This is a genomic window from Leucobacter sp. BZR 635, assembly GCF_048061935.2.
Lineage (GTDB): Bacteria > Actinomycetota > Actinomycetes > Actinomycetales > Microbacteriaceae > Leucobacter.
In genome coordinates, this window is sequence record NZ_JBLUNZ020000007.1 from 83,095 (window position 1) to 96,081 (window position 12,987).

Here is a 12,987-nt window from a genome sequence, read left to right on the forward strand (position 1 = left end):
TCCTTTCAAGAACGATGGTGTGATGGTGAGTTTTTGGGCGCAGTAATCAGCGCTGCCAGGCAGTGGGCCGACGGCGGGGCTAGATCAGGCCGGTTTCCCTGGCGACGTGGATCGCGCGGGATCGGCTGTCGACGTCGAGCTTCGTGAAGATATGCGCGACGTGGCTCTTGACGGTCGCCTCGGTCACAAACAGTGCGCGGGCGACCTCACGGTTCGCGGCACCGGTCGCGAGGAGCCGCAGCACCTCAACCTCGCGCTCGGTGAGCTTCGGGAGCGGATCGCGCATGCCCTTGAGTACGCGCGATGCGATGTCGGGCGTGAGGAACATGTCGCCTGCGGCCGCGCGCTCGATGCCCTCGACGATGGTTTCTGGGGCGACGTCCTTCAGCAGGTATCCGGCGGCACCCGCCTCGATGGCTCCGAGGATCTCGGCGTCCCGGTCGAAGGTCGTGAGAATGAGTACGGCGGGTGCCGGGTCGAGGGCGCGCAGTGCCGCTGTTGTCTCGATTCCGTCGATCCCAGCGCCGAGCCGCAGGTCGCAGAGCACGACGTCTGGCCGGAGCTGCTCGGCGAGCGCGATGGCTGCCTCGCCCGTTGCAGCCTCTCCGACCACGGCGACGCTGTCGCCAGTGTCGAGCACTGCGCGGAGCCCGCTGCGCACGACCGGGTGGTCGTCGACGAGCAGCACGGTGATGGTCATGGGGTCTCCTTGGGAACAGTGGCCTGGTCGATGTGGATCGGCAGGTGCGCCGAGATCGCGGTGCCCTCGCCGGGGGTGCTCTCAACGTCGAGCCCGCCGCCGAGTTCGCGCAGCCGGTCCCGCATGAAGCGCAGCCCGTAGCTCGACGATCCGGCGGTCGCGACCGGGCTTCTCTCCCACGCCGAAGCATCGAAGCCCGTGCCGTCGTCGATCACGTCCATGCGCACCGAGTCGCCAGCGTCGATGAGGCTGAGCACGACGCGGCTGGCCTGAGCATGAACGCGCACATTGGCGAGCGCCGACTGCGCCGACCGCAACAGGCCCACCTCGATCTCGGTCGGGAGCAACGGCAGAGTGTCATCGACGTGCAGCTCAGCGCGGATCCCTGTCTCCTCCTGTGCCCGGTCGAGCATGCGCTGCAGCGCTGAGGTGAGCGCTCCGTCCTCAAGCTCGGCGGGGACGAGCTCGGCGACGATCCTGCGCACGTCGGCGAGGCTGTCGCCGGCGAGCGTCTCGACCTGGGTGAGGGCGAGCTCGGCGGCGGGGTCGCTCGTGCGGTTGCTTCCGGCGTGCGCGAGCAACCGGATCGACGAGAGCGCCTGCGCGATCGTGTCGTGGATGTCACGTGAGATGCGTGTCCGCTCAGCGATCGCGCCGGCCTCGCGCTGCGCGACGGCGAGCTCGTCCTGCAGCTCAGCCATTTCGGTCTGCGCGAGCCTCAGGGAGGTGACGAGCCGCTCGCGCTCGGCGGCTTCGTGGAGCAGCTGGAGGTAGCCGCGGGAGATCCCAAACGCGAACACCCCGCCGATGAGCGGGCCAAACACGTTCGCGTAGCTCGTCGTGCCGTGGTGGAGAATCGGCGCAACCGCGACGACGGCGAACACGCACACCGAGTACACGAGCCCCCAGCGCAGCGGCAGGAGGTGCCCCGCGAGGAGCCAGAGGAGGAACGCGAGCCAGACGAACTCGGGGGAGACCGCGACGGCGGCGATCCAGACGGCGGCGAAACCGACGAGCCACCACGTCACCGCGTTCGTCGCCGCGACGCGGCTGGGGATGAACGCCCCTGCCGTGTGCCAGGCGAGGATCGCGACGCCCGCGATGATGGCGGCCGGGGGAGCGACGCCGTCGCCGAGCGCGCGGATCACGCCGATGACTGTGAGCGCCAGCGCGATGAGATGCTGGCCGACCTGCATCGCCCGCACGGTGGGCTCGGCGGGGCGCGTGGCCATGGCACCATCGCGTGTCAGCGGCGCGTCTACGAGGCTCATGCGTCAATTCTCTCTCGTCGCGAGAGCTTTCCGGGGAACCAGACCCGATCTCCCACCAGACTGAAGATCGCGGGCACGATGACGGTCCGCACGATGAGCGTGTCGACGAGCACTCCGACGCCGACGATGAGCCCAAGCTGACCGAGGGTGACGAGCGGGAGCACACCGAGCGCGGCGAACACTGCGGCGAGCACAATCCCGGCGCTCGTGATGACGCTTCCGGTGTGCGCGACGGCCTCGACCATCCCCGCGCGGGTGCCAAGCTTCTTCGCCTCCGAGCGTGCCCGGTGCACAAGGAAGATCGTGTAGTCGATCCCGAGCGCGACGAGGAAGAGGAACGCGAGCAGCGGCACCTGCAGATCGAGTGCCTGCTGGCCGAAGAGCACCCGGCTGAGCCAGGCCCCTGCGCCGATAGCGGCGACCGCGCTCGCGAGGTTCACTGCGAGCAGCAGCAGTGGCGCGACGAGCGAACGGAGCAGGAACATGAGCACCAGGAAGCAGATGGCAAGCACGAGCGGTGCGATGAGCCAGAGGTCCGTTTGGTTGCCGTCGCGGGCGTCGAGATCGGTCGCGGTTGCCCCGCCGACGAGCGCCTGGTCGAGTGCGTCAGTGCCTGGAACCGCGTGCACTGCCTCGCGAAGCTCGGAGATCTGCTCGAGGCTCTGTTCCGTGCTCGGAGCGTACTCGCTCGTCACCATAATCTTCGTGAGCGTGCCGTCGGCTGTCTCGCCGACCGGGTGGGCGCGCACGACGCCCTCGACGCCCTTCGCCGCTTCGATAACCGTGCCAGCGCTATCGCTCGCCGACACGATGAAGATCGGCTGCGCCTCGCCGGGCGGGAAGTGCTCAGAGAGCACCTCAAGGCCCGCAGCAGACTCGGACTCGCCGCGGAATTTCTCGACCTGGTCGAGCCCGACGGAGGTGCCGAGGAGGCCCGTCGCCATCACTGCGAGCAGCGCGAGGCCTGCGGTGAGACTGACCGCGGGGCGGCTGGAAACGCGGGTTGCGATCGCGCGCCAGACGCCGCCGGTGTGGGAGGTGGTGTTGCTACCGGCACCGCCGGCTGCGCCAGTGCCGCCGGCTGCGCCAGCAGCGCCTGCTGCGGCCGGGCGGGGAACGAACGGCCAGAAGACGCCTCGTCCGCACACGGCGAGGAACGGTGGCAGCACGAACAGCACGGCAGCGAGCGCGATGACGAGTCCGATTGCCGAGGAGACCCCGAGGCCGTGCGTGCCGGGAATCACGGCGAGCGCGAGCGTGAGGAGGGCCGCAACGACCGTCACGTTCGAGGCGAGGATCGCCGGGAGGGTCTTGCGCCAGGCGGTGCTGAGCGCCGCCCGATGATCCTCGGTGGTGAGGAGTTCCTCGCGGTAGCGGGAGATGAGGAGCAGCGCGTAGTTCGTGCCCGCGCCGAAGACGAGCACGCTGATGATGCCGGCGTCGAACTGCAGGTCCCAGGCGGCACCCGCGGCCGCGGTCATCCGGCCTGCGAGACCGTCAGCGAGTGCGACGACGATGAGCGGCACGATCCAGAGCACGGGGGAACGGTAGGTGACGATGAGCAGCACGGCGACGATGAGGATCGTGACGAGCAGCAGCGTGAAGTCGGCCCCCTCGAACGCGCCAGCGATGTCGGCGCCGAAGGCCGGGCCGCCCGTGACCTGCAGCGAGAGGTCGGTGAGGCCTGCGATCTCCGACCCGGAGGTATCGCTGGCGTCAGGGCCGCTGGCAGCCGCGATGTCCGCCCTGAGCGCCTTCACGATCTGCGCGGTGTCGGTGTTCGTCTCGCCGACCTTGATTGGGGTGACGAGCAGGGCCGCCTTGCCGTCGTCGCTCAGCATGGGGCCGCTTGACTCGGCATCCGCGTGAGCGTCGAGCACCGGGAGGAGCTGCTCGAGCGCGGCGGTGTCGTCCGCTGTCAGCTCGCCGCCGTCATCACGGGATGCGACGACGAGGACAGACTGCCGGTCAGCGTTGGGAAACTGTGCCAGGAGTTCGCTGGTGAGGGCTGACTCGGAGGTCGCGGGGGCCTGCGCGTTGCGTGCCGGCGCTTTCGCCGAGCCGAATGCGCCTAACAGGGCAACCATCGCGATGAGTGCGACGCCGAGCGAGATCCAGGCGCCGCGCCGGGAGGTAAGAGGGGAAGAAGCCATGACATCAACTTCACCAGCGCGCGCCCGTTCTGGCATCGGGGGCGATGGTGAACTCTGCGTCATCCAAAAGGATGAGGGAGGGGTGGGGGCCGCGCGCGATCCCGAGCCGCCGGAGCGCGACACGATGTGATTCCCCACCGCAGGCGCCTGCTGAGCGGAGCGACCACGGCCGGGGCTACCGCGTAGTGTGCTACGGAGTAACCCCGGCCGTGGTCGTGCGCAAACGGAATCCTCAGCACACGTTCTGACTATCGAGTTGGGGTGGCTGCGGCGGAGTGCTGCTCCTCTCTCAGGCAGTGTCACATCTGTGCCAGCGACGAAACCGCCGGCTTGCCGGGCTAGATCGCGATGGCGAAATCGTCGAGCTCGTGCACGGAGCCGCCTGCGGCAAGCGCAAGTTCGTAGGCCTCGACACGCTTCTCGTCGATCTCGGTGTTCGTCGTGCCGCGCTTCCAGTAGCCAAAGACGGCGACGTCGTCTTTCGCGAGGCCCGCATCCTTGCGGAAGAACGAGCGGATCGCGCGCATCTCATCGCGCTCGCCCGCGGCCCACACCACAACCGAGGCCGGGTCGGGAAGCGTGGCGATCTGGTCAGCGAATCCCGTGCCCGGGGCGATCCGCGTGAGCGTGAGGCCGGGGAACACGGGCAGCTCGGCGAAGGCGTCCGCGTCGTGTGTCGCGACCCAGCCGCGGCCGGTGAGCTTCGGGTCGGCCTGCTCAAGGATCGCGTAGAGTGCCGGAATCGCGGTCGCGTCTGCGAAGAATACCGCGTCGCGGCCCCCCGTCTCGGGGAGGTCGGCGTGCGGCCGGGGGCCGCCAAACTTCACCTGGTCGTCGACCTTGAGCGTGTCGATCCACTGCATCATCGGGCTGTCCTCGCCGTGCTTCACGACGTCAACCTCGATGGTGCCAGCGTGTGCATCGGCCGAGCGTACCGTGTAGACGCGCGACGTCGGGCCGAAGCGCTCGTCGAGGTAGAACCTGATCGCGACGTTTGCCTGCGACCACTTGGGCTCCGCGGCGAGATCGGGAATGCGCAGCACCACTCGGGCGAGCTCGGGCGTGACGTCGGCGAACGAGACGACGGTCGCGAGGCCGAGCTGCAGGCCCTTGTTGTGGTCGTCTGAATCGGTCGCGCGCGGCTTGCGCGCGGGTGCCTGCTGGCTGTTCGATGCCGGCGTGCTGCTGGGGGTGGGTTCCTGGGCGGTCATGCTGACTCCTGTTCTGCCACGAGCTCAAGCTTGAGCTCGTGGGCGGTGGGGGTGGGTGAGGCGTATTGGGGGCGGCGGTCTCGCGGCACGATGAGGGGCCGGCCGGTCTCGGGATCGGGGAGCACGAGCGCGTCGAGGTCGAACACCTGACGCAGCAGCTCGGCGGTAACGATGTCGCCGGGGGCGCCCTGGGCGACGATCTTGCCGTCCCGCATCGCCACGATGTGAGTTGCGTACCTGGCAGCGAGATTGAGGTCGTGGAGCACCGCGACGAGTGTGCGGCCAGCGGTGTGCAGCCGCGAGCACAGATCGAGCACGTCGATCTGGTGTGAGATGTCGAGGTAGGTTGTCGGCTCGTCGAGCAGCAGGATCGGCGTCTCCTGCGCGAGTGCCATCGCGATCCAGGCGCGCTGCCGCTGGCCCCCACTGAGTTCTTCGACGAGGCGCTCACGCTGCTCGGTCATTTCGACCTCCGCGAGGGCACTGTCGACCGCGATCTCGTCGGCGGCGCTCCACTGCTGCAGCAGGCTCTGGTAGGGGTTTCGGCCGCGCGCCACGAGGTCGCCGACCGTGATCGCGGTCGGTGTTGCTGGGGCCTGGGCGAGGGTGCCAATGCGCCGCGCGACCTGTTTGGTGCGGATTTTTGCAAGGTCAGTATCGCCCAGCGTCACCGCGCCAGCACTCGGGCGGATCATGCGCGAGAGTGCCCGCAGCAGCGTGGACTTGCCGCAGCCGTTCGGCCCGATGATGACGGTGAAGCCGCCTGCGGGCACGGCGAGATCGAGGTCGTCGACGACGGTGCGCTGACCGTAGCCGAGGGAGAGCTGGTGTGCTGAGAGTTCGCGAGAGAAGGGGGTCATGGTGATCCGTTCAAATTCGTCTGGCGAGCAGCCAGAGTAGGTAGACGCCGCCGAGCACGCTCGTGACGAGACCCACCGGGGTGCGTAGCCCGACATCGAGGTGCTGGGAGAGGAGGTCTGCGCCCGCGAGCAGCACCCCGCCGACGATCGCGGAGAGCCCGACGAGCACGCCCGGAACCGGGGCGAGATGCCGAGCGATATGTCCCGCGGCGAATGCGATGAACGCGATGGGCCCTGCGACCGCGGTGGCCGCGGCCGCAGCGGTGACCCCGACGAGCATCGCGGCGAAGCGGGTACGCTCGACGCGGATCCCGACGCTGTGTGCGGTATCGTCGCCCATCTCCATGAGGGCCAGGCCGCGCCCGAGTCCGAGCAGCAGCGGGGTGACGATTGCGAGCACCGCGAACGAGAGTGCAACGTGTACCCAGCCGCGGCCGAGCAGGGAACCGGTCGTCCAAAGCTGGGCGACCAGCGCGTCGTCTACGTCGGCGCGCGCGATGAGTAGCGCCGAGAATGCGCTCACGACGGCTCCGACACCGATGCCGACGAGCACGAGCCGGAGACCGCCGGTCACGCCGTCGCGACGGGCAAGGAAGTACACGGCGAGCGCGGTGAGCATTCCGCCGACAACCGCGGCGACCGCGGTGGCGAGCATGCCTCCGCCGAACACGATGATCTGGAAGACCGCGGCGGTTGCCGCCCCCGAGGTGAAGCCGATGATATCGGGGGATCCGAGCGGGTTGCGCGAGAGCGACTGGAATGTCGCCCCGCTCATGCCGAGCAGCGCGCCGACGGCCGCCGCGGTGAGCGCGCGGGGCAGTCGCCTGCCGAGCACGGAGCGGGTCGTTGACGGCTTGGCTTCGCCGGAGAAGACGGCCGCGAGGTCGTCGAAGCCGAGCCGGATCGTGCCAATCATGAGCGACGCCACGATCACTGCGATGAGTGCGACGAGGGCGATGCCGCCGACGATAAGGAGTCTGGGCCGCACGCGGATCGACGCGCGGCCGATCCGGAGTACCGGGACTGAGAACGCGGTCACAGCGCTGCTACCTTTCGCGAGCGAACGAGGGCGACGAACAGTGGGCCGCCGAACAGGGCGGCGGCGACGCCGGTCTGTAGCTCGGCTGGAGCGACGCTCGCGCGGCCCAGCGTGTCTGCGAGCACGAGGAGGGTCGAGCCGAGGATGACGGAGGCGGGGATGAGGCGGCGGTGTTCATTGCCAGTGAAGAACCGGGCGATGTGGGCCGCCCCCAAACCAATGAACCCGATCGGGCCGGCCGCCGCCGTGGCGGCACCCGCGAGCAGCACCACAGCGAGCGCTGAGCCAATGCGCGCTGAGCCCGTGTGGGTGCCGAGTGCCGTCGCGACATCGTCGCCGAGGGTGATGGCGTTGAGGGGCGCGATGAGGAGGAAGCTCGCGAGGATCCCCACCGCGATAAACGGCGCGACCGTGAGGATCACCTCGAAGTCTCGCCCCTGGAGCGAACCGATCGACCAGAACCTGAAGGAGTTGAAGGCAGCCTCGTTACTGATGAGGATCATCTGGGTGAGCGCGCCGATGACGATGCTCACGGCTGTGCCTGCGAGCGCGATCCGCACGGGGGTGCCCGCGTTGCCGCGGGCGCTTCCGAGCAGGTAGACGACCGTGGCGGCAACTGCCGCGCCCACGAACGCGAACCAAATGTAGCCGCTCACGTTGTCTATGCCGAGGAAGGCGATCGCGATGACGACGGCGAGGGAGGCCCCGGCGTTGACGCCGAGTATGCCGGGGTCTGCGAGCGGGTTGCGCGTGACCGACTGCATGAGCGTGCCTGCGAGGCCGAGCGCCGCCCCGACAACGATGCCGAGCACGATCCGTGGCAGGCGCGACAGCACGACAACGAGGTGTGCGTCGTTCGACGGGTCGTAGTCGAAGATCGCTGAGACCACGGTGGCCGGGTCGATCCTGCTCGACCCGAGCCCCAACCCGAGCACGGCGGTCACGACGAGGGCGGCGAGGGATGCCGCCATGAGCAGCGCCGTGCGCCGCGCCGCCGAGCGGTGGGGCGCACGCGCCTCACCGCTCAGCGTGTCGAGTTGAACGGTCACCTGTTTTACTTCGGGAAGGTGTTGACGAGCAGTTCGACGGTGCGCTTCGCGCTGTAGTAATCGAGCCGGAAGGAGTCGGTTCCCATCGTGTACACCTGGTCGTTCGTGATGGCCGGGAGGTTGGCGAGCAGCGCGTCGTTGGAGAAGTCCGTGACGGGGTCGCCGCCGGTCATCGCGACGGTGAAGATGGTCGCAGCGTCTTCAAGGCCCGCCGCCGCGTTCTCGCTCGTGAGGGTTCCGACGCGGCCGCCCTGGCCCTCAGAGAGGAACTCCTCCTTGGCGGGCTGGTAGTCGAATCCGAGCGAGCTGAGGAGCATGGCCTGCGGGCTCTCGACGTTGAATGGCCAGGAGCCCTCAGGCCCCATGTAGATGAGCGCGGTTGTGGGCTGGGGTGGCAGCTTGATCTTGGCTGCCTGGTCGGTGACCCACTGGTCGTACTCGGCGATTCGCTCCGCAGCCTCAGTTTCGAGCCCCGTGGCCTCGCTGATCTGTTCCGTGATTTCCTGCCAGGTGATATCCGCGTAGCTGATGAGCACGGTCGGCGCGATCTCTGACAGCTGCTCATATGCGTCCGTCGCACTGTCGCCGCCCGAGGCCGAGCCGATGATGAGATCTGGCTCGAACTGGTCGATCGCGTCGAGGTCGAGCTCCAGATCCTTGTAAGCGATCTCGATGCCGCGTTCGACGGCGACATCCGCCCACTGCGTGAAGAAGCCGTTGTCGTCGGTGAGGGGAGTGACAGGCGCCGCGGCCGTCGCGACGAGCGGAGCGTCGATGGAGAGCAGCGCTCCGGTGAATGACGGGGCCGCTGAGACAATGCGCAGCGGCTTCTCGTCGATCGTTGTGGATCCGGCAGCGTGCTCGACCGTGCGCGGCCAGCCTTCGCTGGACTCGGCCGCGGGATCGGCCTCGGTCACCTTGTCCGGGGCTGTCGAGCTGCAGCCGGCGAGGAGCAGGGCGGCCGCGGTTGCGGCGGCGGCGAGGGTGAGCAGGCGTCTGGCCATGCGGGGAACCTCCGAGTTAGGTCAGTGTTTGGGTGACGGCACAGCGGTGCGCGCTATCCTCAAAGTTAGCCAAGCCTTACATTCATCTGTTGATTGGAGACGACACCGTGTTACCAGGCGCGCAGTTCACAGCCACACCGCGGTTAGCCGCCACGCCGCGGCCCTCGGTTCGGCTCTCCGAAGCGATGCTCTACGCGGTTGTCCGCGGCGTCGCGACGCTGCGGATCGGCTCCTTAGACGTGGTGCTGCGCGCGGGGACTGGCGCGTGGGTGCCCGCGGGCGAGGCGGTAGGGGTGCGCCCCGCGCCAGGCGCGATCCTCATCCCTGTACCCGCCGCGGGCGAAAACGTCACGGGGGTCACCCGCGTCGCGATCCCGGAGTCGGCGCTGCCCGCGCTCCTCAGAGCGTTCGCCAATGTGCTCGGCCACCTCGACGGAGCCCAGGCACCCCTGCTCACCGTGCGCGGCGGCGTACCTGACGCGCTCGCTGCCCCGCCCGCACCCCGCTCTGCGGAGCTGCGCGAACTCGCGGCGCTGCTGCGCGCCGCGCCGACCGCGGATCTCGCGCAGGCGGTGCACGAGACAGTGCCCGGGTGGAGCCTGCGCACGGTGCAGCGGCGCTTCCGCGAGGACACGGGCTGGACGCTCGCCGCGTGGCGCCGCCGGCACAGGCTGCGCGCGGGCGCCGAACTTGTCGCCGCGGGCCGCGATCTTGAGTGGGTCGCGAACAAGGTCGGCTACGCGAGCCTGGCCGGCTTCATTCGCGCCTTCGCCGATGCCGCCGGCGTGACGCCCGGGCAGTGGCGGGAGGACCGGCGTGATGCAGAGTGTCGCACCGCCGAGATCGTCACCCACGACGACGCGCAGACGCACCGCACCTGGTCGCGAGTGAACGGCTCGCACGTCGCGGTGTGGGCGGCGATCGGCCCGGCGGAGCTCGTGTGTGCCGGGCGGTCATTGCCGCTTGCCGAGGGAGAAGCGGTCGTCATCCCGGCCGGCACCCGCAACGAGGTGCGCATTCCAGCGGGCTCCGTGCTCATGCCACTCGGCTACCGCTCTGCGCTACGGGGCAGTATCGGAGCGCCCCTCGCTCCGGCCCAGATCGGCGGCCTCGAATCGCTCGACATGCTTGAGGCGATGCTCGCGAGCTATACGACCGTGGGCGTTGTGGGGGTCGACCCCGACCGCGGTTTCGGTGCGGCGCTTGCCGGGTCGCGCCGCGCCCCCGTGACCCCCGATGACGGCCGGCTGGCCGCCCTCGCCAACCTGTTCGTGCGGGAGCCCGAGCTGCGCATCCCCGACGCAGCCACCCGGCTGGGAACCTCCGAGCGCGAACTCTACCGGCTCGTGCAGGCCCGCACGGGCGACCAGTTCGCCGCGTGGCTGCGGATGCTCCGCATGACCCGGGCGCGGAATCAGCTCGGCGACGGCGAGACGCCCTCCGAGGTGTCGCGGGAGCTTGGCTATGCGCACCTGCCCGCGTTTTCACGTGCCTTCCGTGCGGTGCACGGGGCAGGGCCCGCGGCGCTCGGTGTGCCGAACCTCAGCGCGACGCGGGCGGCCTGGGGCCGTGAGCAGCGGCTGCCCGCGCGGCAACTCTAAGGGGCGTTGCAGCTCTCACGACGCTGGGGCCTGCGTGCGTTGTGGGCCAGCGCGCGTTGCGGGCCCGCGCCCCAGGTGTGCCAGGCGGGCGCGCCACCGGGATGGGCCACGTCTGTAGCGGGGTCGAGGGGTGTGCTTGCTCCGCGGCTACCGTGCCAGCTCCCGCCGCGCCTCCCGCTACTCCTCGGCCTGCCCCTCGTTCTGCTTCGCGTGCGGCAGCGTGCCGTAGATCTTGCCGAGGACCAGGCGCTCGCAGAGTGTCCAGGTCGTCGTCGTCGCGAGGTAGAGCGCTGCCGCGAGTGGCACGATCGCCGCGATGATCACGGTCATGAACGGTACGAAGCTCATCATCCTCGTCATGCCCGACAGATCAGGCATCCCCGCAGGCATGTTCTGCGGCTTCGGGGCAGGTTCGGGGGCGGGCGGGGTGAGGAGCTTGCGCGAGACCTGCGTGACGATGCCGATGAGCACCATGATGATGATTCCGACGGTCGCGTGCGTGAGCGTGATGGTGCCGCCGAAGAGGCTCCCGGTGAGGCTCGCGTCGAGCCGCACGCCGAGGAACGACTTGCTGAGTAGCTCATTCGGGTGGCCGTCGATTTCCGGCAGGATGAACAGCCCGTAGACCGCCATGAGTACGGGCATCTGCGCGAGCACGGGCAGGCAGCCCGCGAACGGCGAGGCTTTCTCGGCCTGGTACAGCTCCATGGTTTTGCGCTGCAGCACCTCGGGGTTCTTGTACTTGCGCTGCAATTCGGCGAGCTTGGGGGCGATCCGCTGCCTGGCGAGCGTTGCCTTCACCTGCGAGCGGCCGACCGGTATGAGGAGTGCGCGCACCGCGATCGTCAGCAGGATGATCGCGACGGCCGCGCTCTGCGCCCCGGTCAGTGGCTCGAGCAGATCGCTCAGTGTGGTGACGAGCCAGTACGCTCCCCGAATGAGGAGCTTGATGGGAAGAAACTCGTACATGTTCATCGAATGCTGCCCGCCCCGCGTGCTGGGCGGCTGGGCGAGTGCGCCCCGAAAGTGTGGAAAGAATGCATGGTGGATCTCGTCTCGTTCGCAGAATAGGCTGGCGGATCCCTCGCGCGCAGTCAGGCCAGCGTGCTGCACGGAGGCAGCCGCGGCGAACGGTTACGCGAGGGGTGAGGCGAGCCGTGACGGGGCGCGGGCGAGAACGGTGCCGGGTGTGCCCGGCGCTGCGGCGACACGGAAGGTGCGAAACACGGCCCAGGGCGACGGTGCCCGCGGGGTGGGTGCCGCGGCGGTAAACGTGGCCCTCCGCGCGCACACGAACGCCGTGATAATCGGTGCGAGGGCGAGGATGCCGACCGCGCCGAGCAGCGCCGCCTGAGCGGGGGACTGCGGCTGCGACGTACCGAACGCGACAACGAGGGTAATGAGCACGAACTGCGTCATCATCCAAAGCGACAACATCATGACCCACACCTCCGTTTCGTGTTCGGAGCTAGTTTAGCGGGAAGACAGTCGGCGCACTGCGGAAGATACGCAGCGCGGGAGGGCCGCCACTTTCGGGGCGACCCTCCCGCGTCAGACAGGAGCGTTTCGCTATCCGCTCAGACCGTTTCGCGATTGCCTCCGCCCGTGGAGCGCGAGGCCTGCTGCGACGAGTAGCGCAGCAGCTCCCGACCCCACGATCGGCCAGAGCAGGCTCGAGCCGGAGACCGCAAGGGCCCCGTCCGGGTTGCCCTTTGGCGGGGTCGTGCCCGGGTCCGGGTCAATCACCGGCGGTTCCGGATCTACCGGGGGAACACCCTTCTGCTTCTTGTAGTGGTAGGTGACGGAGACCGGTTCGCCGGAGATGGTGCCGGTGGTGGCACCTTCGACCCGCACGAAGTCGTAGCCGGCGAAGGCGAGCTGTTCGGTCGTGTAATCGGTGTCGATGTCGCCCGTCGTGATGATCGGGTCGCGCAGCGGGGCACCGTTTTCGTCGAGGTAGTTGGCGGTGACGGTGCCCTGTTCGACGGGCGGTGTCTGCTTCTTGTAGTGGTAGGTGACGGTGACCGGTTCGCCGGAGATGGTGCCGGTGGTGGCACCTTCGACCCGCACGAAGTCGTAGCCGGCGAAGGCGAGCTGTT

General features: G+C 68.9%; 12 protein-coding genes. 1 reads left to right on the forward strand and 11 read right to left on the reverse strand.

Translation table 11 applies throughout. The annotated features are described in order from the left end of the window. Positions 1–79: 79 nt before the first annotated feature. From ACI1US_RS01600 to fepB, 8 genes are all read right to left on the reverse strand, one after another. Positions 80–700 (reverse strand): response regulator, encoded by a 621-nt coding sequence (locus tag ACI1US_RS01600; protein ID WP_059061316.1) that lies wholly within the window; start codon positions 698–700, stop codon positions 80–82. Then, positions 697–1,971: a sensor histidine kinase gene (locus tag ACI1US_RS01605; RefSeq protein ID WP_461637610.1), complete on the reverse strand. Its 1,275-nt coding sequence runs from the start codon at positions 1,969–1,971 to the stop codon at positions 697–699. Before ACI1US_RS01605 ends, ACI1US_RS01600 begins: the two co-directional genes overlap by 4 nt. Next, positions 1,968–4,124: an MMPL family transporter gene (locus ACI1US_RS01610; protein ID WP_461637612.1), complete on the reverse strand. Its 2,157-nt coding sequence runs from the start codon at positions 4,122–4,124 to the stop codon at positions 1,968–1,970. The genes ACI1US_RS01605 and ACI1US_RS01610 overlap by 4 nt, the downstream gene beginning before the upstream one ends. Before the next feature lie 338 nt (positions 4,125–4,462). Continuing rightward, positions 4,463–5,335, reverse strand: coding sequence for a siderophore-interacting protein (locus tag ACI1US_RS01615; protein ID WP_461637614.1), 873 nt, complete (start codon positions 5,333–5,335; stop codon positions 4,463–4,465). Continuing rightward, positions 5,332–6,195, reverse strand: a complete 864-nt coding sequence (locus tag ACI1US_RS01620) for an ABC transporter ATP-binding protein (RefSeq protein WP_461637616.1) — start codon at positions 6,193–6,195, stop codon at positions 5,332–5,334. Before ACI1US_RS01620 ends, ACI1US_RS01615 begins: the two co-directional genes overlap by 4 nt. A 10-nt stretch (positions 6,196–6,205) precedes the next feature. Further along, positions 6,206–7,234, reverse strand: a complete 1,029-nt coding sequence (locus ACI1US_RS01625; RefSeq protein WP_461637618.1) for a FecCD family ABC transporter permease — start codon at positions 7,232–7,234, stop codon at positions 6,206–6,208. Beyond that, complete coding sequence (locus ACI1US_RS01630) at positions 7,231–8,283, reverse strand: FecCD family ABC transporter permease (RefSeq protein WP_461637620.1); 1,053 nt, start codon at positions 8,281–8,283, stop codon at positions 7,231–7,233. Before ACI1US_RS01630 ends, ACI1US_RS01625 begins: the two co-directional genes overlap by 4 nt. 5 nt (positions 8,284–8,288) lie before the next feature. Further along, positions 8,289–9,287, reverse strand: coding sequence for a Fe2+-enterobactin ABC transporter substrate-binding protein (gene fepB, locus ACI1US_RS01635; RefSeq protein ID WP_461637622.1), 999 nt, complete (start codon positions 9,285–9,287; stop codon positions 8,289–8,291). 185 nt (positions 9,288–9,472) lie between these two features. Here fepB and ACI1US_RS01640 point away from each other — a divergent pair, with 185 nt between their 5' ends. Further along, on the forward strand, positions 9,473–10,888 hold the full coding sequence (locus ACI1US_RS01640) for a helix-turn-helix transcriptional regulator (protein ID WP_461637624.1): 1,416 nt from the start codon (positions 9,473–9,475) through the stop codon (positions 10,886–10,888). A gap of 177 nt (positions 10,889–11,065) precedes the next feature. Here the strand turns inward: ACI1US_RS01640 and ACI1US_RS01645 are convergent, their stop codons facing one another. The 3 genes from ACI1US_RS01645 to ACI1US_RS01655 form a co-directional block, all read right to left on the reverse strand. Next, positions 11,066–11,863: a YidC/Oxa1 family membrane protein insertase gene (locus ACI1US_RS01645; protein WP_461637626.1), complete on the reverse strand. Its 798-nt coding sequence runs from the start codon at positions 11,861–11,863 to the stop codon at positions 11,066–11,068. Between the two features lie 159 nt (positions 11,864–12,022). Next, the gene (locus tag ACI1US_RS01650; RefSeq protein ID WP_461637628.1) at positions 12,023–12,328 is read right to left on the reverse strand and encodes a hypothetical protein; all 306 of its coding nucleotides are present in this window, start codon (positions 12,326–12,328) and stop codon (positions 12,023–12,025) included. 129 nt (positions 12,329–12,457) lie between these two features. Then, positions 12,458–12,987: MucBP domain-containing protein (locus tag ACI1US_RS01655; protein ID WP_461637630.1), on the reverse strand; the 530-nt coding region annotated here is incomplete at its 5' end.